Origin of the sequence: Stenotrophomonas sp. TWI1149 (assembly GCF_039673155.1) — a bacterium.
Classification (GTDB): Bacteria; Pseudomonadota; Gammaproteobacteria; order Xanthomonadales; family Xanthomonadaceae; genus Stenotrophomonas; species Stenotrophomonas maltophilia_AA.
Map to the genome: position 1 here is coordinate 21082 of NZ_JBDJLB010000009.1, position 19263 is coordinate 40344.

Below are 19263 nucleotides of genomic sequence, written 5' to 3' on the forward strand. Positions count from 1 at the left end.
TAGATGAGCCTCTCCGCACGCCCGGTGCTGCACCGCAATTTCCACCGTCTGGCGTGGTTTGCGCTGATCATGACCGCCAGCACGATCATGTTCGGTTCGTTCGTGCGTCTGTCCGATGCGGGCCTGAGCTGCCCGGACTGGCCGACCTGCTATGGCCGCGTCACCTGGCCGCAGCACGCCGAGGAAGTGATCGGCCACGAGGCCGCCAAGATCCGCCCGCTGGAAACGCACAAGGCGTGGCGCGAGCAGGTGCACCGTTTCCTCGCCGGCGCGCTCGGCATCGAGATTCTCACCCTGGCGCTGCTGGCCACGCGCCGTCGTCGCTGGGGCAGCACCGCGGTGATCACCGCCTGTGTGCTGGTGGCGACCGGCATACCGCTGTACATGATGGGAATGCACGTCCCCGCGAGCATCATCGCCCTGATCGGTGAGGCGATCCTGCTGATCGCGGCCTTGCGCTGGACCAACATCGACCTGGCCCGCGCGGCCTTGTTGACGCTGGCGGTGGTGATCTTCCAGGCGCTGCTCGGCATGTGGACGGTCACCTGGCTGCTCAAGCCGATCGTGGTGATGGGCCATCTGCTCGGCGGCATGCTGATGTTCGGCCTGCTGGTGTGGATGGCGTGGCGCGCCACGCATATGCCGATCACTCTCGCCGAAGCGCCGAAGCTGAAATGGCTGATCCGCGCCGGCGTGGCCGTGCTGGTCGCGCAGATCGCCCTCGGCGGCTGGGTCAGCGCCAACTACGCCGCACTCGCCTGCGGTGGCGGCAGCGCCTCGCTGGACAACTTCCCGCGCTGCGTCAGCCAGTGGTGGCCGCCGCATGACTTCAAGGAAGGCTTCACCCTGTGGCGCGGCATCGGCGTGGATTACGAAGGGGGCGTGCTCGATGGCGCGTCGCGCATCGCGATCCAGATGGCGCACCGCTTGATGGCGATCGTGGTGGCCGTCTACCTGCTGTGGCTCTCCGTGCGCCTGTTCCGCCTGCCGAGCATGCGCGGCTGGGCGAGCGCATTGGGCCTGCTGGTGGTGCTGCAGATCACCCTGGGCATCCTCAACGTGAAGCTGGCGGTGCCGCTGGAAGTGGCCGTCGCGCACAGCGGGGGCGCCGTGGCGCTGTTGTTCGTGCTGGTGACGCTGCTGGCGCGCCTGCGTGCGCCGGATGCCGATGGTGGCAAGGCCAGCGCTGCGTCCCCTGCCGTGCAGGCAGGCTGACGGCATGGCCAGTTACCGTCAGTACTGGGATCTGACCAAGCCCAAGGTCGTCGCCCTGATCGTGTTCACCGCGCTGGTGGGCATGTTCCTGGCCATCCCCGGCGTGCCGACCGCGCAGCAGGCGCTGGACGGCGCCCTCGGCTTCCTCGGTATCTGGCTGGCCGCCTCGGCCGCCGCGGCGATCAACCAGCTGCTGGACGCGCGCATCGATGCACAGATGGCGCGCACCTCGTGGCGCCCGCTGGTGGTGGGCAAGGTAAAGCCGTGGCAGGTGCTGGTCTTCGCCGGCCTGCTGATCGTGCTGTCGATGACGATCCTGGTGGTCTGGGTCAACGTGATCACCGCCGTGCTCACCTTCGCCTCGCTGATCGGTTACGCGGTGATCTACACCGTGTACCTCAAGCGCGCGACCTCGCAGAACATCGTCATCGGCGGCCTCGCCGGCGCCACCCCGCCGATGCTGGGGTGGGCCGCGATCACCGGCATGCAGGGCCCGTGGGACTGGGCCTACGCGTCGCTGCTGGTGCTGATCATCTTCATCTGGACCCCGCCGCACTTCTGGGCGCTGGCGATCTTCCGCCGCGAGGATTACGCCAAGGCGGAGATCCCGATGCTGCCGGTGACCCATGGCGTGGCGTATACCCGCAAGTCGATCATGGTCTATTCGATCGCACTGGCCATCGTCAGCATCCTGCCGGTCGTGTTCGGCATGAGCGGCATGTTCTACCTCGGCGGCGCGATCGTGCTCAATGCGGTCTTCCTCTGGTACGCCTGGCGCATGCTGAATCCGCCGGACGAACTGTTCTCGATGAAGATGTTCGGCTACTCCATCGTCTACCTGATGGCGTTGTTCGCCTTCCTGATGGTGGACCACTGGATGCTGCCCTGGTTGTAGGGTGCCGCACCGACCAACGGTCGGTACCTGCCGGGGCGGTGATGGCGCTCGCGCCCCCACCCGCGGTAGGTCACGACCGTTGGTCGTGACGCGCGCAGGCGCGGTGTGCGCTCAGTGCTGCGGCTCCACCGGATCACGCGCATACCGCTGCGCGATCATCGCGCAGACGATCAGCTGGATCTGGTGGTAGATCATGATCGGCAGCACGATCGCACCGAGGCTGCCGCCGGCGAACAGCACCTTCGCGATCGGCACGCCGGTGGCCAGGCTCTTCTTCGAGCCGCAGAACAGGATGGTGATTTCATCCTCGCGGTTGAAGCCCAGCCGGCGTGCGATGAAGCGGATCAGCGGCATCGCGATGCCGAGCAGCACCGCCGCCACCACCGCCACGCTCACCAGCGACAGCAGCGGGGTCTTGCTCCACAGTCCTTCGCTGACGGCTTCGCCGAAGGCGGAGTAGACCACCAGCAGGATCGTGCCCTGGTCGGTGTAGCGCAGCAGGGCGCGCTGCTTTTCCACCCAGCGCGCGATCCACGGCCGCAGCAGGTGGCCGGCCACGAACGGCACCAGCAGCTGCAGCATGATGCTGACGATGGCCTGGCCGGGGTTGTGCATGCCGCCCTCGGTGCCGGCCAGCAGGGCCAGCAGCAGCGGAGTCAGGAACACACCCAGGATGCTCGACAGCGAGGCACTGCATACGGCGGCCGGCACGTTGCCGCGCGCGATCGAGGTGAACGCGATCGAGGACTGCACGGTGGACGGCAGCGCGCACAGGAACAGCACGCCGATGTAGAGCTCCGGGGTCAGCAGCCAGCCATCCAGCGGTTTGAACATCAGCCCCAGCAGCGGGAACAGCACGAAGGTGCAGGCCAGGATGGTCAGGTGCAGGCGCCAGTGCAGCAGGCCGGCGACGATCGACTCCCGTGGCAGGCGCGCGCCGTGCAGGAAGAACAGCGCGGCGATGGCGACGTCGGTGACATCGTCGAGCACCATCGCGGCGGCACCGTGCATCGGCAGGAAGGACGCCAACAGCACGGTGCAGAGCAGGGCGAGGGTGAAGTTGTCCGGTCGCAGGCGCGACCACCAGCGGGTCATGGTGGGCAGGCTCCTGTAGAGCAGGGAAGTAAGCGGGGGAAGAAGGGCAGGGTCAACGCGCGGCGTCCTGCTCCAGCAGGACACGGGTCGGTGCTTCCAGCGAGGTCATGCCGGCGGCGCGGCCGAACGTGAGTGCGTCATCCACCGAGGCGCCCTCGCGTGCCTGCAGCAGTGCCAGCAGCGCACCGGCGCGGTTGCCGGAGGCACAGTGCAGCAGCACCGGCCCCTGGCTCTGTGCGAGCGCGGTACGCAGGGCCTGCGCATTGGCCGCGGTCAGGCCGGCGGCACCGGCAACCGGGATGCGCACGTAGCGAAGGCCGAGGCGTTCGGCAGCGGCGGTTTCATCGAAGCCACGCACTTCGTCGGGCTGGCGCAGGTCGATCAGGGTGGTGACCCCGGCCGCGGCGGCCTGCTGCAGCTCAGCGGCACTGGGCTGCCCGGCGGTGTAGAGCTGCGGTCGTGGCTGCGCGAACGGCAGTTCCGCTGCCGCGGCGGGCAGGGCCAGCGCGAACAGCGCAGCGAAGATGCCAAGGCGAAGCAGGCGGACGATCGATGCGGCAGGATTCACGATGTGGGAAGCCACGACTGCTCCGTCGGTCAGAAGCGGATGGTGCTGCGCGCCTTGAGCAGTTCGCGCAGCTCGTACTTGTCAGTATCGTCCAGACCCTGCTGGCTCTGCTTTGCCTGAAGCTCATCGAGGCGTTGCATCAGCAGCTGTTTCTCCAGCTGGGCCACCGCGTCATGCAGCTCCTGGGTCCACATCGCCTCATCGCCGGGCAGGGTCTGCGCGGCCAGCTTGTGCAGTGATTCCTGCTCCTCGCGGCCCTCGAAGTGCTCCAGCAGCGCGCCCGTGCTGATGTCCGGGCGCTGCTCCACCAGGGTCAGCAGTTCGGTCAGCAGATCGATGCCGGGCAGGCGAAGGCCGGTGAAGTGGTGGCCTTCCAGCGTCATCGCCAACGAGGGCTGCTGCAGCAGGATCGCGATGGCTGCGCGCACCAGGCTGCGGCGCTGTGCCGGCGCCACCGCGCGCTGTGGTTGGCGCGAGGGCTGCGCGGATGCACTGGGCTTGGCACCCAGGCCGGTCAGCGTGGTCAGCTGCTGCTTCATCAGGTCGCCGAAGGCGCCATCGGGAATCTGCGCCAGCATCGGCTTGGCCCGTTCGGCCAGGCGTGCCTTGCCATCGAGCGTGCCCATGTTGACTTCACGGGTGAGCTCGTCGAAGAAGAACTGCGACAGCGGCGTGGCCTGCTGCAGGCGTGCATCGAAGCCCTCGCGGCCTTCCTTGCGCACGATGGTGTCCGGGTCTTCGCCATCGGGCAGGAACAGGAAGAAGGCCTGGCGGCCGTCCTTCATGCGCGGCAGCACCGACTCCAGCGCACGCCAGCCGGCGCGACGACCGGCGGCATCGCCATCGAAGCAGAAGAACACGTCCGGCGCGTTGCGGAACAGCAGCTCGGCGTGGTCCGGCGTGGTCGCCGTGCCCAGCGTGGCCACCGCCTGGGTGACCCCGAACTGGAACAGCGAGACGACGTCCATGTAGCCCTCGACCACGATCAGCCGCTCGATCTTCTGGTTGGCCTGGCGCACCTGCCACAGACCGTACAGCTCGCGGCCCTTGTGGAACAGCGCGGTCTCGGGCGAGTTGAGGTACTTCGGGCCGTCGTCTTTCTCCATCACGCGGCCGCCGTACGCGATCACGCGGCCACGGCGGTCGAAGATCGGGAACATCACCCGGTCGCGGAACTTGTCGTAAACGTGGCCGCGATCGTTCTTGGAGAACAGGCCGGCGCGGTCGAGCAGCTTCATCCGCCGCTCGTCCTTGCCCAGCGCATCCTTCAGCGCGCTGTAGCCGTCCGGTGCGTAGCCGATGGCGAAGCGCTCGCGGTTCTCTTCATCGACACCGCGCTGGTCCAGGTAGGCGCGCGCCTTGTCACTGCCCTTCAGCGCGGTCTGGAAGAAGCGCGTGGCCGCATCCAGCGCCGAGTACAGATCGCGGCTGTCGTCCTGCTGCTGCGCGGTGCGCGGCTGGGTATCGCGCGGCACTTCCATGCCGACGCGCTTGGCCAGCTCGTCGACCGCGTCGAGAAACTCGAGGCGGTCGTAATTCATCAGGAAGCTGATCGCCGTGCCATGCGCGCCGCAGCCGAAGCAGTGATAGAACTGCTTGGTCGGCGAGACCGTGAACGACGCCGAGCGCTCGTCATGGAACGGGCAGCGTGCCGCATATTCCTTGCCCTGGCGCTTCAACGGCACGCGGCTGCCCACTACCTCGACAATGTCGGAGCGGGCCAGCAGGTCGTCGATGAATGCGTCGGGGATACGGGCCATGGGCAGCAGGCAGGGGCATGGCCGGTCACGGCCACGCGCGGAAGCGGGGGTACCGCTAGTCTACTAGGTGCCGGCCGGTTCGCCCGGTTTCGGCGGCTCGACACCGGCCTGGGCCAGGTAGGCGTGGGCGCGCAGGCGCTCGTCGATCACCGAGGTCATCAATGCACCGACGAAGAACACCACGGTGGCGTAGTAGATCCAGACCAGCGAGATCACCAGGGCGCCCATCGAGCCATACGCGCTGCCGGGCGCGACCGTGGCGATGTACAGGCCGATGCCATAGCGGCCCAGTGCGAACAGAGCAGAGGTGATCGCACCGCCGATGAAGGCCTGCCGCCACGCCACGCGACGGTCGGGCAGATAGTGGTAGAGGAAGGCGAAGCCGACGGTGTAGAGCGCCAGGCTGGTCAGGTAGCCGATCGCCGGCAGCACCGAGGGCAGGTGCGCGAAGACGACCTGCAGCAGGGTCGTCGCGGTCATCGACAGGATCAGCAGGAAGCCCAGCGCCAGCACCACCCCGAACGAGAACACGCGCTTGCGCAGCCACGGCACGATGCCGTCCAGGCGCTCGCCGCTGGTGTTGAAGATCAGGTTCAGGGCGTTCTGCAGCTGGGCGAACACCGCCGTGGCACCGATGAACAGCAGCAGCGTGCTCCACACGCCGGCCAGCGTGCCGATGTCCGGCTGGTTGTTGGCGTTGCTGAGCACGGTCTCCGCCACCGAGGCGGCACTGGTGCCGGCCACATCGTTGATCTGGCCGAGCAGCGCCTCCTGCGCGGGCGGGTACAGCGAGGCCGTCAGCCACAGCAGCAGGACCAGCAGCGGTGCCATCGAGAGCAGGGCATAGAAAGCCAGTGCGGCAGCCTGCGTCATGACGTCCGCATCGATGAAGCGGCGCAGCAGCACGGCAGGAAAGCTCTTCTCCAGCCGCGCCATGTGCTTGCGGACCTTGGACAGGGAGTGGCTTGGCAGGTGCATTGACGGCGTCGGATCGGGGCGAGGCCCCCGTTCTAGCAAATCGCCGGACTGCACCGGGTGAAGTGCCGGTATCAGGTTCTGGTCGGAACACCGCACCTGCTGGAACGGAAAAGGCCCGCATGATGCGGGCCTTTTCACTGCGGCATGGCGGCGAAATCAGCCGGCCAGCTGCTGCTTGACCAGCTTGGACACCAGGCCCATGTCGGCCTGGCCGGCCAGACGCGGCTTCAGCGCGCCCATCAGCTTGCCAATGTCGGCCGGGGTGGTCGCACCGGTTTCCGCGATGGCGGCCTGGATGGCGGCCACGATCTCGGCCTCGCCCAGCTTGGCCGGCAGGTACTGGTCGATCACCACGATTTCCTCGCGCTCGATCACGGCCAGGTCTTCACGATTGGCGGCTTCGAACTGGGTGACCGAGTCCTTGCGCTGCTTGACCATCTTTTCCAGCACGGCGAGCACGGCGGCGTCGTCCAGCTCGATGCGTTCGTCGACTTCGCGCTGCTTGATCGCGGCGTTCATCAGGCGGATCACGCCCAGGCGGTGCTTCTCGCCGGCCTTCATGGCGGCCTTCATGTCATCGGTGAGCTGCTGCTTCAGGCTCATGGGAACACCTCGTGTCGGTGGAAAAGGAAAGCGGGGCGCCGAAGCGCTGGAACGCAAAAAGCCGGTAACGCTCGCGCGTTCCGGCTTCGGCTCCGTCACGACAGGCCAAGGCCTGCCGTATCGAAGTTGCGTCCGATCAGTACAGGCGCTGACGCTTGGTGACGTCGCGCGACGAACGGCGCAGCTGACGCTTCACAGCAGCGGCAGCCTTACGCTTACGCTCCTGGGTCGGCTTTTCATAGAACTCGCGCTTGCGGGTTTCGGCCAGCACGCCGGCCTTTTCGCAGGTGCGCTTGAAGCGACGGAGCGCAAACTCGAAGGGCTCGTTCTCGCGGACTTTAACGCTGGGCATGGAATCTCCGGGACACAGTAGAACCGGGTCTCGCCCGGTGAGAGCCGCACATTATAGCGGCGAGAAAAGAAGTTGCAACCCACCCCGGCGAACTTCTTGGCCACGGGTGATGCAGAGACAGGCCAGCGTACGTCTGCCGGGGCCTGAAGAGGTCCATAATACCCCGTATGCGAGTCCTTGGTATCGAATCTTCCTGCGATGAGACCGGCGTGGCGGTGTATGACACCTCCCTGTCCGGGATCGACGCCCTGCGCGCCCATGCGGTCTACAGCCAGATCGCCCTTCACGCCGAGTACGGCGGGGTAGTGCCCGAGCTGGCCAGCCGCGACCACGTACGCAAGCTGCTGCCGCTGATCCGGCAGACCCTGTCCGAGGCCGGCATGACGGTCGGCGACATCGACGGGGTGGCCTATACGGCCGGCCCTGGCCTGGTCGGCGCGCTACTGGTGGGGGCGGGCGTGGCCCGTTCGCTGGCCTGGGCGCTGGAGGTGCCGGCGGTCGGTGTACATCATATGGAAGGCCATCTGCTGGCCCCGCTGATGGAAGACGACCCGCCGCAGGCGCCGTTCGTGGCCCTGCTGGTATCCGGCGGGCATACCCAGCTGGTGGCGGTGGACCGGATCGGCCAGTACCGCCTGCTGGGCGAGACCCTGGACGATGCCGCCGGCGAGGCCTTCGACAAGACCGCCAAGCTGATGGGCCTGCCGTATCCGGGCGGCCCGCAGCTGGCCGCGCTGGCCGAGCGCGGCACCCCGGGCCGGTTCAAGTTCACCCGCCCGATGACCGATCGCCCGGGGCTGGATTTCAGCTTCTCCGGGTTGAAGACCCAGGTCCTGCTGGCCTGGCGCGACAGCGATCAGAGCGAGCAGACCCGCGCCGATATCGCGCGGGGCTTTGAAGATGCCGTGGTGGATACCCTGGCGATCAAGTGCGAGCGCGCGCTGGATGCGGCGGGCACCGATGTGATCGTGGTGGCCGGCGGGGTGGGGGCCAACAAGCGCCTGCGCGCCAAGCTGCAGCAGATGGCCGCCCGCCGCGGTGGGCGTGCCTGCTTCCCGCGCCCGGCGCTGTGCACCGACAACGGCGCGATGATCGCCTTCGCCGGTGCCCTGCGCCTGGAAGCCGGCCAGCACAACCCGCCGCAGGTGCAGGTCACACCGCGCTGGGACATGGCGACGCTGCCGGCGGTGTGAGGTTTGCGGGGGCCTGCAACACCTCAGGCAGGCCTCCGCTTCAGCCACGATGTTACTGACTCATGCCGGGTCATCCACCGCTCGGTATGGGGGCAGCGCATCTGGACGATTCGTCCAATGGTGGCCAGATCCAGCGCGAGGTCACGCGCGAAGATCGGTTCGTGATGCGCAACCCGGTTGCGCAACTGCCTTACCTGTTCCAGGTGGCCGTGCAACTGCGCGCGCAGAAGGTACTCCGGCATGTCCGGATCCGCGCCTGGAAGGACGTGCCTCAGGGTCTTGGACCAGAGCGTCCTGTCGAATCGTTGGGTAAACAGGTGCTGCCAGAACGCGAATCTCAGCGATGCGATGACGGCTGCCGTTGAAGTGTGGTTCGACGCTACGCGTCGCAGCTCTTCGCGTGCGTTGTACCGCGCCGTGCCGCCGGGAAGGCTGGCGCGGAAACCTTCCTGCCACGGCCAGAGGGCACCATGCTGCTGGGCCAACGCTTCAGCCACCGCGTTGCGGATGACCACTTCGCAGGTATGGAGTGGCAGTAGAAATGCGCCGCTGATACGCATGTTCCATCGATACAGCTCAAATGGATGGGCGCGCAGTTGGGCGCGTGCGACGGCTCCTTCATAGGTTGTCATGCGTGCTGCGGAGAACGAGCGGTAAATCAGGTGCTGATCGCGCACGACAGAGCTGTGGTGGGTCCATGGGCCTCCACCGTAGAGGGCAGCTCTGGCGCGCGGTATCAGGGAATCCGGTTAGTGGCGGCGGGGCTGATCTATCGAAAAAACTTCGTAGATCAATGATCTACCAAGCTCTTGGTGAGGTGAGCACCACGTCGTAAATCCAGGTTGCGGCCATTGACCCTTTCTGGCTCCCCCGGTACCGTTGCCTTGTGTGCCACCGGGACCAGCTGATGGGTCAGCCCATTTCCCCCGGGGACAGTGGTGGTAAGCAAAGGGTCCCGCGCGGGGCCCTTTGTCATTTCTGGCATCGGTGCAGACGCCCCCTCACCCCGGTTCCCGGCACATTCCGAACAGCCCCGTTACCATGGTCGCCATCTTCCACGTGGCATGGCTATGGACAAGGTATTCATTGAAGGGCTTGAGATCGATGCCCTGATCGGTATCTACGACTGGGAACGGCGGATCCGCCAGACCCTGCGTTTCGATCTGGAAATGGGCTTCGACAACCGCCGCCCGGCGGCCAGCGACGACATCGCCGATACCCTCAATTACAAAGCCGTCAGCAAGCGCATCGAGCAGTTCGTGCGTGACTCGGACTATGGCCTGGTCGAAACCCTGGCCGAGCGCATCGCCGAGATCGTGCTGCGTGAATTCAACGTGCAATGGCTGCGTCTCAAACTCAGCAAGCCCGGTGCGGTGCGCGGCGCGCGCGCGGTCGGCGTGATCATCGAGCGCACCCGGCAGGACCTGGCAACGCCCTGATACCCCTGATAGGAGAGCGATACACGATGTTGGATGCGGTAGTGGCAACCCGATGGCTGGACAGTGTCCAGCGGACCCTCGAACCCTGGCCCTGGGCCTACACCCTGCTGGTGCTGGCCGCGCTGGCGCTGGCGGCTTGGCTGGCCAACTTCGTCACCAAGAAAATCCTGCTGCGCGGCCTGCGCAAGCTGGTCAGCCGCTTGCCCGGCCACAGCGCGGGCAATGAGGGCGGCAACAACCTGCGGGTGATCTCGCGGCTGTCCAACGTGGTGCCGAGCATGGTCATCGCGGCCGGCATCCGGATCGTGCCGGACCTGCCGCCGGAACTGGTGGAATTCGTGATCGGGGCCTGCCGGGCGTGGGCGGTGCTGACCGTTGCGCTGGCGGTCTCGCACGCGCTGGATGCTGCGAACGATCTGTACGAGCGCCGCCCGGATGCGCGTAACAAGCCGATCAAGGGCTACCTGCAGGTCGTGAAGATCATCGTCTTCGTGATCGCCGGGCTGTCGATCGTGGCGACGCTGCTGGGCGTGAAGCTCGGCCCGCTCGTCACCGGCCTCGGTGCGGCCACCGCGGTATTCATGCTGATCTTCCAGGACACCATCCTGTCGCTGGTGGCCAGCGTGCAGATCAGCGGCGATGGACGCGTGCGGCTGGGCGACTGGATCGAAATGCCGAGCCAGAACGCCGATGGCGACGTGATCGATATCGCGCTGCACACCATCACCGTGCAGAACTTCGACAAGACCATCACCACCATCCCGACCAAGAAGCTGGTCACCGAGTCGTTCAAGAACTGGCGCGGCATGCAGGAGGCGGGCGGACGCCGGATCAAGCGCGCGCTGTACCTGGACCAGCACAGCGTCGGCTTCGTCGATGCGCCGATGCTGGCCGAGCTGCAGCAGTTCGCGGTGCTGGGCGATTACCTGCGCGAGAAGCAGGCCGAGCTGCAGCAGTACAACGCCGGGCTGCAGGCCAAGGGCATGGCGGCGGTCAACGCGCGCCGGGTCACCAACCTGGGCACGTTCCGTGCGTACGTGGAGCGCTACCTGAAGCAGCATCCGGGCATCCATACGGAGATGACGTTGCTGGTACGGCAGCTGCAGCCGACCACCGAAGGCCTGCCGCTGGAGATCTACTGCTTCACCCGCAGCACCGCCTGGGGCGAGTACGAAGGCGTGCAGTCGGACGTGTTCGATCACCTGCTGGCGATCCTGCCGGCGTTCGGGCTGCGCGTGTTCCAGGCCTCCAGCGATGCGATGCTGATGGCCGGGCAGCAGCGGCTGGCGGCGGAAGAGTAAGCTCCTGTGCCCCCGTCGGCGTGCCGGCGGGGGTGGAGATCTTCCCCCGGGGAAGAAAAATGAACGCAAAAGTCATTCACAACCGCCTCGGGAACGCTAGAATCCCGGGCTTGTAAACGTTTTCATAAGGACAGCCGGTGGCCGCCGATCGTATCGAAACCCTCATTGCCCAGATGACCGTCGAAGAAAAAGTCGGCCAGCTGGGTGTGTTCGCCGACATGGTCCGCCCGTTCGCCCCGGACGTGAACCCGGAAGCCAACGTGCTCAACGCCGACCAGGTGCTGCAGCAGGTGCGCGAGGGCAAGGTGGGCTCGCTGTTCAATGGGGTCGGCGTCGAAGCCGGTCGCCGCATCCAGCAGGTCGCGCTGGAAGAAAGCCGCCTGAAGATCCCGGTGATCCTCGCCGCGGACGTGATCCACGGCATGCGCACCGTGTTCCCGATCCCGCTGGGCGAGGCCGCCAGCTTCGAGCCGGACCTGGCCGAGCGCACCGCGCGCGCCACCGCGGTGGAAGCCACCGCTGCCGGCCTGCACTGGACCTACGCGCCGGCCGTGGATATCGCCCGCGACCAGCGCTGGGGCCGCGGTGCCGAGGGCGCCGGTGAAGACGTGGTGCTGGGCTGTGCGTTCGCCGCCGCCCGCGTGCGCGGCTTCCAGGGCCCTGACCTGCGCGCCGACGATGCGCTGCTGGCCACGCCGAAGCACTTCGCCGCCTACGGCGCGGTGATGGCCGGCATGGAATACAACATGGTCGACATCTCGCCGCAGACCCTGCGCGACGTCCACCTGCCGCCGTTCAAGGCCGCTTTCGACGCCGGCGCGCTGACCGTGATGTCCTCCTTCAACGACATCAACGGCGTGCCGGCCAGCGCCAACGCCGAGCTGCTGACCGACATCCTGCGCGGGGAGTGGAACTTCCCGGGCGTGGTGATTTCCGACTACACCGCCGACATGGAACTGGTCGCGCACGGCTATGCCGCCGATGACCGCGATGCCACCGCCAAGGCCTTCACCGCCGGCCTGGACCTGAGCATGCAGAGCGGTTTCTACGCCGAGCACCTGCCGGGCCTGATCGAGAGCGGCGAAGTGCCGATGGCCACGCTGGACGAATCGGTGCGCCGCATCCTGCGCCTGAAGGACGCGATCGGTCTGTTCGACGATCCCTACCGCTCACTGGACCTGGCGCGCGAAGCGGATACCTCGCACATCGCCGCGCATGACGAACTCTCGCGCGATGCCGCGCGCCGCTCGATCGTGCTGCTCAAGAACGCGGATTCGGTGCTGCCGCTGAAGAAGACCGGCCAGAAGATCGCGTTGATCGGGCCGTTCGTGCAGGACCGCGAGAACATCGAAGGCTGCTGGACCCTGTTCGGCGACAAGTCGCGTTACATCACCCTGGAAGCCGGCGTACGCGCGGCGATCAGCGATGAAGCACTGCTGGAAATCGTGCCCGGCTGCGATCTGGAAGCGGCCGTGCAGGATGGCATCGAACAGGCCGTGGCCGCCGCGCTGCGTGCCGACGTGGTGGTGCTCGCCCTGGGCGAGCCGCAGCGCTACAGCGGTGAAGCGCAGTCGCGCGTTGAGATCACGTTGCCGCCCGCGCAGCAGGCGTTGGCCGAAGCGGTGGCGATGACCGGCAAGCCGCTGGTCGTGCTGCTGCGCAATGGTCGCGCGCTCGCGCTGCAGGGCGCGGTGCGCAATGCGCATGCCGTGGCGATCACCTGGTACCTGGGCACGCAGACCGGTCACGCCGTGGCCGATGTGCTGTTCGGCGATTACAACCCGTCCGGCCGCCTGCCGGTGAGCTTCCCGCAGGTATCCGGCCAGCAGCCGTACTTCTACAACCACGCCCGCACCGGTCGCCCGGAACTGCCGACCATGTCCGAGTTCAAGGCACGCTGGCGCGAGATCCCGAACGAGCCGGCGTATGCGTTCGGCCACGGCATCGGCTACACCACCTTCGCCTATGGCGTGCCGCAGCTGAGCAGCGCGACGCTGGCCTGGGACGACACCCTGACCATCACCACCACCCTGACCAACACCGGTGCGGTGGCAGGCGAGGAAGTGGTGCAGCTGTACATCCACGACCGCGTGGCCAGCCGCGTGCGGCCGGTGCGCGAGCTGAAGGGCTTCGACAAGATCGCCCTGCAGCCGGGTGAGAGCACCGAGGTGCAGTTCACGCTGGACCGCCATGCGCTGGGCTTCACCGGTCGTGATGGCGTGTTCCGCGCCGAGCCGGGCCAGTTCGAGTTGTGGGTGTGTGCCTCTTCGGCCAGCGGCGAGCCGGTGATCTTCGAGCTGCTGGCCGCCTGAGCCGGCACGGCGTCACCCGGTAGTGCCGGCCGCTGGCCGGCACCATCGTGATCCATCATCGGCGGCTGACGTTCCGGCGGGTACGCTGGCTCCCTCGTGAAACCGATGGAGCCACCCATGCGCCTGTCCCGTACCCCCTTGCTGCTGGCCCTGGCCAGCCCGTTGTGGCTGGCCGCCTGCAGCCCGTCGGCGCCGCCGCCGGCCGATACCGCGGCTGCAGACCCCGCACAGGGGCCGGCCACGGCCATTCCCGAAGGCCGCCCGACACCCGGTGACACGGTGCCGTCCTCGGGCCTGTCGCCGGACGCGGTCACTGCGGGCAGCCCGGCGCCGGATGCCGCTGCGCCTGCTGCGGGCGATGCGGCTGCCGCCACACCGGCCACTTCAGCCAACGGCGATGTCCGTCAGCGCATCGAGCAGGTGCTCGGCGATGCGGCACAGTACGAGACCGTCTTCAACGCCTTCCAGAAGGCCGTCAATGGCGGCGATCGCGCCGCCGTGGTCGAGGAAGTCCGCTTCCCGCTGAACATCGCCAATGGCGCCAGGATCACCGGGCCCGGCGAGTTCCAGCGCAACTACGAGCGCATCCTGACCCCGGCCGTGCGCAAGGCCATCGCCGCGCAGACATTCGACGACGTCATGGTCAACCAGCAGGGCGTGATGATCGGCGACGGCCAGGTCTGGCTCAACGGCACCTGCCTGGACCAGGCGTGCAGCCGCACCGAGGTCAAGGTCGTGACCATCCAGTAAGCACGGATGTCATGCAGGCTGCCGGCGGTGTGCCGGCAGCCTGTCTGGCTCAGGCCTTCGGCGTGAGCTTGAGCAGCTTGCCGTTGCTGCCGTCTTCGAGCAGCCAGATCGCGCCATCCGGGCCCTGTTCGATCTCGCGGATGCGCTCGCCCATGTCGAAGCGTTCGGCCTCGCGGGCGTTGTCGCCGTCAAAAGCCACGCGCACCAGCGCCTTGGACGACAGGCCGCCGATGAAGCCGCTGCCGTTCCATGTCGGGAACTGCTTGCCGCTGTAGATGATGAAGCCGGCCGGGGAGATCACCGGCGTCCAGGTCACCTTGGGCGCCGCGAACTCCGGGCGGGTGGCATGGTCGGGAATGTCACGGCCATCGTAGTGATTGCCGTTGGAGACGATCGGGTAGCCGTAGTTGGCGCCGCGCTGGATCAGGTTCAGCTCGTCACCGCCGGCCGGGCCCATCTCATGCACCCACAGCTTGCCGCGCGCATCGAAGGCGATGCCCAGCACATTGCGGTGGCCGAGCGACCACACCTGTGCGGCCACGCCGCCCTTCGAGGCGAACGGGTTGTCGGCGGGGACGCTGCCGTCGTCATTCAGACGGATCAGCTTGCCGAGGTTGCCGCTCATGTCCTGGGCTGGATCGAACTTCTGGCGCTCGCTGGAGGTGATCCACAGCTTGCCGTCGGGGCCGAACGCGAGGCGATGGCCGTAATGGCCCTTGCCGCTGACCTTCGGGGTCTGGCGCCAGATCACCTTGAGGTCTTCCAGCGTGCCACTGCCATCGGCGGCCAGCGCCAGGCGTGCACGCGCCACCGCGGCGCCACGGGTGTCGCCGTCGCCTTCCTCGGCGTAGCTGACATAGATCAGCTGGTTCTTCGCGAAGTCCGGGTGCGGCAGCACATCGCCGAAGCCGCCCTGGCCGCCGTACGCCACCTTGGGCACGCCGCTGATGGTGGCCGTCTTGCGGGTCTGCACGTTGAAGTGTTTCAGCGCGCCTTTCTTCTCGGTGACCAGCAGGCTGCCGTCGGGCAGGAAGCTCATCGCCCAAGGCTCGTCGAATCGGGCGAACTCGGTAGCGGCGAACGGCCACTGTGCCTTCGCCACGACGGGCGCGGCAGCGTTGTCTGCAGCGACGCAGGCGGTGGTGAACAGGGCGGGGGTGAGGCTGATGGCGAGGGTGAGCAACAGCTTGCGGGTCATGGAAGTCTCCGTCGGGGAGGCGATGGCCAGCCCCTGTTGTACACCATGCCCATCAACGGCGCGTGGACCAGACGTCCTGCGGACACGACAACGGCGACCCCGAAGGCCGCCGTCGTCAATGTGCCGTGGCTGAAAGCAGGCGCGATCAGGTGCCGCGCGGCACGCCCTTGTCCAGATGCGCCTGGCGCAGCGCGGTGGATTCATCCCAGCCGCGGCGGACCGCGTTGCGGGCCTGTTCCCAGCTTAGCTTGCTCTGGCCACGTTCCTGCGCCCAGCGGGTCTGCAGCTCGGATTCCACTTCTTCGTAAGCGCGGATCATGTCGTCGGCGCGGGTGCGATGGCCCAGCTGGTAGGCCGGCTCATAGTCATCGAAGAACTGGTTGTTGTCGTAATACGGTTCGCTCGGAAAGCGCTCACGCCAATAGTCCGATACGGCCTGGCGCGGGACACCGTCTTCCGGCACCCGGCCGGGAATCTGATAGTCAGTGCTCATGTGTTGGCTCCGGTTGGGTGAGGCTTCACCGTACCCAGGGCCGGGTTAACGCCATGGACCCGCGAGGTGAATGACACATCAAGCGCCATTCACCTGTGCAGCTTCTCAGCCCTCGTGACCGCGGCGCGGGAACCTGTAAATTACCGCACCGACGGCAAACGCGATGCCTGCCGCGGCGATGTTCTGCCAACTCGCACTGGCGAACAAGGCCAGGCACAGCACCAGCGCGAGGATCGGAATCAACGGGCCACCGGGCAGCTTCAACGCACCGGGGCGATCGCGGAAGCGACGCGCCAGCACCAACACCGCCGCCGCCGTGCCGATGTAGGCGAACAGGCGCGTGGTCATCGACAGCAGCGCCAGCTGCACGAACGAACCGGACAAGGCCAGCGCCAGCGCGATCAGGCCCTGCGCGATGATCGCCGCCGCCGGCGTGCGGAAGCGCGGATGCACCTGCGCCAGGATCTTCGGCCCGTAGCCGTCGCGCGCCAAGGCGAACAGGAAGCGCGGGCCCATCATCATCGTGTTGCTGTTGGTGCCGAGGATGGAGATCGTCGCGCCGACGGTGAGGATCAACGCGAGCGTGAGCCCGCCGAAGCTCGCGGCGGCATCGGCCAGCGGCGTCGGCGACGTGGCCAGGCCGGCCAGAGTGCCCTGTGCGATGAACTGCACCGCGCCGTAGATCACGGTGACGGTGATGATCATGGTGATCAGCGCGAAGGGAATATCGCGGCGCGGGTTCTTGTACTCGCCGGCGGCAGCCGGGATGTTCTCGAAGCCGGCGTAGGCATACAGCAGCAGGAGCGCGGCCTCGCCCATGCGCTGCAGATCATGCGGGTCCGGGCGCACGCCGGAGAAGGCCAGGTCGGTATCGACGTAGAACACGCCGATCGCCACGAACAGCAGCAGCGGCAGCAGCTTGCCGATCACCAGGATCACCCCGGTGCGTGCGGCCGAACGCACCCCGGCCACGTTCACCGCGGTGAGGAAGCCCAGCGACACCACGATGATCGCGATGCGGCCGATGTCATGCCCGGCCCAAGGCCAGAACCGCGCCACCGCGTCGGCCAGCGCGTTGCTGAGCGCGGCCGCCGAGCTGATCCGGGTCAGCCAGATCATCCAGCCGATCTCGAACCCGGCAAACCGGCCGAACGCCTCGCGCGCATACAGGTAACTGCCGCCGGGCTCGTCGAAGTAGCTGGCCGCCTGTGCGTAGCAGAGCACCAGCAGCGCCACCACGATGCCGGCGGCGACCACGCCCCAGAGGCTGAAGGGGCCGAGCAGGGCGACGGTGGCGGCGGGCAGCAGGTAGATGCCGCTGCCGATCACATCGTTGATCGAGAGCCCGACGATCTGCCAGCGGCTGACCGCGCGTTCGAGTTGCGGATCGGGCGGGGCGGTGCTCACTGTACGCTCCCCGCCAGCACGGGCAGCTGCCAGTCGGCCTGCAGGCGCTGGTACTCCGCACGTGGCAACAGCACGAAGCGCGGCTGCGCGCTGGCGTTCAACCAGGTGAGCAGCGTGGTCATCCGCGCGGGCTCCATCGCGGTGCAGCCGGCGGTGGCCTCACCGGGGGTGCGCCACAGGTGGGCGAAGATGCAGCTGCCGCCACCGGGTGTCGACTTCGGATTGTGCTCGATGACGAACCCTTCGCGATAACGGCGGTCGCCCTTGTTGTGCAGGTCCAGCCGCATCGGCTCGGTCGAGCCTGCCACCGCCTCGGCGCCGACCACGTCGGCATCGACGATGCGGTTGTAGTACGGCGAATCCGGCACGTCCATGCAGTAGCTGGTGTCGCGCATCGGCTGGTAGGGCAGGCCGCTGGTGAGGCGGGGCGCATAGCCGAAGGCCGGTCCGATCGCGAAGATACCGGCCGGGCTGCGGCCATCGCCTTCGCGCTTCTGTGGGGTCCCGGACTGCGCCGGGTGCAGCCCCTCGCCCCAGGCGCTGCCGCTGCGGCCCACGGCCACGTCGAAGGCGGCGCCGTGCGGCTGCCAGCCCTGCGCGGTGCGTTCGAACGCCTGCAGCCTGCCCTCGGTGGCATCCCAGCGTTCAGTGGTGACCACGACCAGCTGCGTGCTGCCCTCCAGCGCGACGGCGAAGACGGGCGCGGTGATGACCAGCAACACGGCGGTGGTGACGGAACGGAGCAGCGGCATCATCGTGGTGGACTCCGGGATCAGCTGTCGATCAGGTGTTCGATCCGTTCCAGGTTCACCCCGAGCTGGCGGTGGCGGTCCGGGTTGGCGTGGCACAGCAGGACGAAGACGAAGTCCAGCAGGGACTGCAGGGAAGAACGGTACAGCAGTTGCGCCACGTGCGGCGCCGGGTCATGGGCGCACAGCACCAGGCTGGCATCGGCATGCGCGCGCAGCGGATTGGCGCTGTGGCGGGTGATCGAGACTACCTTGCCGCCCATGTCCTGGAACTGGCGGGAGAGCTGGAACAGCTGCGGCAGCTTGCCGAACTCGGAGAACACCAGCATCGCATCGCCCGTGCGTGCTGCCGAGAGGTTGGCCATCATCAGGATCGGGTCGGCGTGGTGCACGGTGAGCATGCCCAGCAGCGACAGGCGCATGGCGAACTCGCGTGCGTACAGGCCGTCATCGCCCAGGCCATAGACGAACACCTTGGGCGCCCCATCGATCAGCTGCACGATGGCTTCGATGTCGGCCTGCGGATTGGCCAGCCAGGTTTCCTCTTCAGCGGCGGCCTTGCTCACGCGCAGGCGCTCGGCGATCTGGGCGTAGTCGTCGGCGGCCTCGGGCGCGGGCGGCCGGCTGTGCGGATCGTTGCCGGCACGGGCGACCGCCTCGCCGATGGAGTACTTGAGGTCGGGGTAGCCCTTGAAGCCGAGCTTCTGGCTGAACTTGACCACGCTGGACTGGCTGATGCCCAGCGCGCTCGCCAGCTGCTGGGACGAGTAATCGCGCAGCAGGTGGGCGTTGTCGAGGATGAAGTCGGCGATGCGACGTTCGATCGCCGACATGTGGTCACGCTCGGAGCGGATTTTCACCAGGGGCGGCATGGGGAGGGGGTCAGGTCCGGTAGAGCCACCCCATGGGGGGCTGCGGCAGGTGGGATTGCGCGAACGGCAGCCACGCATGGCGT

At 67.3% G+C, this 19263-nt stretch carries 19 protein-coding genes; 7 read left to right on the forward strand and 12 right to left on the reverse strand.

What is annotated here, in order from left to right:
* The first annotated feature begins 3 nt into the window (after window positions 1-3).
* Together ABE424_RS11485 and cyoE are read left to right on the forward strand one after the other, a co-directional pair.
* Window positions 4-1215: a COX15/CtaA family protein gene (locus tag ABE424_RS11485; protein ID WP_346492615.1), complete on the forward strand. Its 1212-nt coding sequence runs from the start codon at window positions 4-6 to the stop codon at window positions 1213-1215.
* A 4-nt stretch (window positions 1216-1219) separates the two neighbouring features.
* On the forward strand, window positions 1220-2110 hold the full coding sequence (gene cyoE / locus ABE424_RS11490; protein WP_346479754.1) for a heme o synthase: 891 nt from the start codon (window positions 1220-1222) through the stop codon (window positions 2108-2110).
* Between the two features lie 111 nt (window positions 2111-2221).
* Here the strand turns inward: cyoE and ABE424_RS11495 are convergent, their stop codons facing one another.
* The 6 genes from ABE424_RS11495 to rpsU form a co-directional block, all read right to left on the reverse strand.
* Window positions 2222-3205, reverse strand: coding sequence for a bile acid:sodium symporter family protein (locus ABE424_RS11495; protein WP_346492614.1), 984 nt, complete (start codon window positions 3203-3205; stop codon window positions 2222-2224).
* A gap of 52 nt (window positions 3206-3257) precedes the next feature.
* A complete protein-coding gene (locus tag ABE424_RS11500) occupies window positions 3258-3731 on the reverse strand; it encodes a sulfur transferase domain-containing protein (protein ID WP_346492628.1) in 474 nt (157 codons plus the stop codon).
* A gap of 71 nt (window positions 3732-3802) precedes the next feature.
* Entirely contained in the window at window positions 3803-5533 is a 1731-nt protein-coding gene (gene dnaG / locus ABE424_RS11505; RefSeq protein WP_176990537.1) for a DNA primase, read from the reverse strand.
* Between the two features lie 63 nt (window positions 5534-5596).
* Window positions 5597-6511, reverse strand: a complete 915-nt coding sequence (locus tag ABE424_RS11510) for a YihY/virulence factor BrkB family protein (protein ID WP_346492613.1) — start codon at window positions 6509-6511, stop codon at window positions 5597-5599.
* A gap of 156 nt (window positions 6512-6667) precedes the next feature.
* Window positions 6668-7114, reverse strand: coding sequence for a GatB/YqeY domain-containing protein (locus ABE424_RS11515; RefSeq protein WP_176990535.1), 447 nt, complete (start codon window positions 7112-7114; stop codon window positions 6668-6670).
* A gap of 136 nt (window positions 7115-7250) precedes the next feature.
* The gene (rpsU, locus tag ABE424_RS11520; RefSeq protein ID WP_002808376.1) at window positions 7251-7466 is read right to left on the reverse strand and encodes a 30S ribosomal protein S21; all 216 of its coding nucleotides are present in this window, start codon (window positions 7464-7466) and stop codon (window positions 7251-7253) included.
* A 167-nt stretch (window positions 7467-7633) separates the two neighbouring features.
* On the opposite strand from rpsU, the gene tsaD reads away from it, so the two are divergent.
* Window positions 7634-8659 (forward strand): tRNA (adenosine(37)-N6)-threonylcarbamoyltransferase complex transferase subunit TsaD, encoded by a 1026-nt coding sequence (tsaD, locus tag ABE424_RS11525; protein WP_346492612.1) that lies wholly within the window; start codon window positions 7634-7636, stop codon window positions 8657-8659.
* A 23-nt stretch (window positions 8660-8682) separates the two neighbouring features.
* Here the strand turns inward: tsaD and ABE424_RS11530 are convergent, their stop codons facing one another.
* Window positions 8683-9291 carry a hypothetical protein gene (locus ABE424_RS11530; RefSeq protein ID WP_346492611.1) on the reverse strand — a complete coding sequence of 203 codons (609 nt, stop codon included), beginning with the start codon at window positions 9289-9291 and terminating at the stop codon, window positions 8683-8685.
* A 438-nt stretch (window positions 9292-9729) separates the two neighbouring features.
* Here ABE424_RS11530 and folB point away from each other — a divergent pair, with 438 nt between their 5' ends.
* From folB to ABE424_RS11550, 4 genes are all read left to right on the forward strand, one after another.
* On the forward strand, window positions 9730-10098 hold the full coding sequence (gene folB / locus ABE424_RS11535; RefSeq protein ID WP_176990533.1) for a dihydroneopterin aldolase: 369 nt from the start codon (window positions 9730-9732) through the stop codon (window positions 10096-10098).
* A gap of 26 nt (window positions 10099-10124) precedes the next feature.
* Window positions 10125-11399 carry a mechanosensitive ion channel domain-containing protein gene (locus tag ABE424_RS11540; RefSeq protein ID WP_346490141.1) on the forward strand — a complete coding sequence of 425 codons (1275 nt, stop codon included), beginning with the start codon at window positions 10125-10127 and terminating at the stop codon, window positions 11397-11399.
* A gap of 137 nt (window positions 11400-11536) precedes the next feature.
* Complete coding sequence (locus tag ABE424_RS11545; protein ID WP_346492610.1) at window positions 11537-13711, forward strand: glycoside hydrolase family 3 N-terminal domain-containing protein; 2175 nt, start codon at window positions 11537-11539, stop codon at window positions 13709-13711.
* Between the two features lie 117 nt (window positions 13712-13828).
* Window positions 13829-14461 carry a hypothetical protein gene (locus tag ABE424_RS11550; RefSeq protein ID WP_346492609.1) on the forward strand — a complete coding sequence of 211 codons (633 nt, stop codon included), beginning with the start codon at window positions 13829-13831 and terminating at the stop codon, window positions 14459-14461.
* A 49-nt stretch (window positions 14462-14510) separates the two neighbouring features.
* On the opposite strand, the gene ABE424_RS11555 is transcribed toward ABE424_RS11550, so the two are convergent.
* The 5 genes from ABE424_RS11555 to ABE424_RS11575 form a co-directional block, all read right to left on the reverse strand.
* Entirely contained in the window at window positions 14511-15659 is a 1149-nt protein-coding gene (locus ABE424_RS11555; protein ID WP_346479748.1) for a PQQ-dependent sugar dehydrogenase, read from the reverse strand.
* 145 nt (window positions 15660-15804) lie between these two features.
* Window positions 15805-16152 (reverse strand): hypothetical protein, encoded by a 348-nt coding sequence (locus tag ABE424_RS11560; RefSeq protein ID WP_346492608.1) that lies wholly within the window; start codon window positions 16150-16152, stop codon window positions 15805-15807.
* Between the two features lie 105 nt (window positions 16153-16257).
* Window positions 16258-17559, reverse strand: a complete 1302-nt coding sequence (locus ABE424_RS11565; RefSeq protein ID WP_346492607.1) for an amino acid permease — start codon at window positions 17557-17559, stop codon at window positions 16258-16260.
* Window positions 17556-18314, reverse strand: coding sequence for a L,D-transpeptidase family protein (locus tag ABE424_RS11570; RefSeq protein ID WP_346492606.1), 759 nt, complete (start codon window positions 18312-18314; stop codon window positions 17556-17558). Before ABE424_RS11570 ends, ABE424_RS11565 begins: the two co-directional genes overlap by 4 nt.
* 17 nt (window positions 18315-18331) lie before the next feature.
* Window positions 18332-19180 carry a MurR/RpiR family transcriptional regulator gene (locus tag ABE424_RS11575; RefSeq protein WP_176990526.1) on the reverse strand — a complete coding sequence of 283 codons (849 nt, stop codon included), beginning with the start codon at window positions 19178-19180 and terminating at the stop codon, window positions 18332-18334.
* Window positions 19181-19263 lie beyond the last annotated feature (83 nt).

Coding starts and splice junctions, on each gene's coding strand:
- ABE424_RS11485 (WP_346492615.1), top strand. CDS start 4: ATGAGCCTCTCCGCACGCCCGGTGCTGCACCGCAATTTCCACCGTCTG.
- cyoE (WP_346479754.1), top strand. CDS start 1,220: ATGGCCAGTTACCGTCAGTACTGGGATCTGACCAAGCCCAAGGTCGTC.
- ABE424_RS11495 (WP_346492614.1), bottom strand. CDS start 3,205: ATGACCCGCTGGTGGTCGCGCCTGCGACCGGACAACTTCACCCTCGCC.
- dnaG (WP_176990537.1), bottom strand. CDS start 5,533: ATGGCCCGTATCCCCGACGCATTCATCGACGACCTGCTGGCCCGCTCC.
- ABE424_RS11510 (WP_346492613.1), bottom strand. CDS start 6,511: ATGCACCTGCCAAGCCACTCCCTGTCCAAGGTCCGCAAGCACATGGCG.
- ABE424_RS11515 (WP_176990535.1), bottom strand. CDS start 7,114: ATGAGCCTGAAGCAGCAGCTCACCGATGACATGAAGGCCGCCATGAAG.
- rpsU (WP_002808376.1), bottom strand. CDS start 7,466: ATGCCCAGCGTTAAAGTCCGCGAGAACGAGCCCTTCGAGTTTGCGCTC.
- tsaD (WP_346492612.1), top strand. CDS start 7,634: ATGCGAGTCCTTGGTATCGAATCTTCCTGCGATGAGACCGGCGTGGCG.
- ABE424_RS11530 (WP_346492611.1), bottom strand. CDS start 9,291: ATGACAACCTATGAAGGAGCCGTCGCACGCGCCCAACTGCGCGCCCAT.
- folB (WP_176990533.1), top strand. CDS start 9,730: ATGGACAAGGTATTCATTGAAGGGCTTGAGATCGATGCCCTGATCGGT.
- ABE424_RS11540 (WP_346490141.1), top strand. CDS start 10,125: ATGTTGGATGCGGTAGTGGCAACCCGATGGCTGGACAGTGTCCAGCGG.
- ABE424_RS11550 (WP_346492609.1), top strand. CDS start 13,829: ATGCGCCTGTCCCGTACCCCCTTGCTGCTGGCCCTGGCCAGCCCGTTG.
- ABE424_RS11555 (WP_346479748.1), bottom strand. CDS start 15,659: ATGACCCGCAAGCTGTTGCTCACCCTCGCCATCAGCCTCACCCCCGCC.
- ABE424_RS11560 (WP_346492608.1), bottom strand. CDS start 16,152: ATGAGCACTGACTATCAGATTCCCGGCCGGGTGCCGGAAGACGGTGTC.
- ABE424_RS11570 (WP_346492606.1), bottom strand. CDS start 18,314: ATGATGCCGCTGCTCCGTTCCGTCACCACCGCCGTGTTGCTGGTCATC.
- ABE424_RS11575 (WP_176990526.1), bottom strand. CDS start 19,180: ATGCCGCCCCTGGTGAAAATCCGCTCCGAGCGTGACCACATGTCGGCG.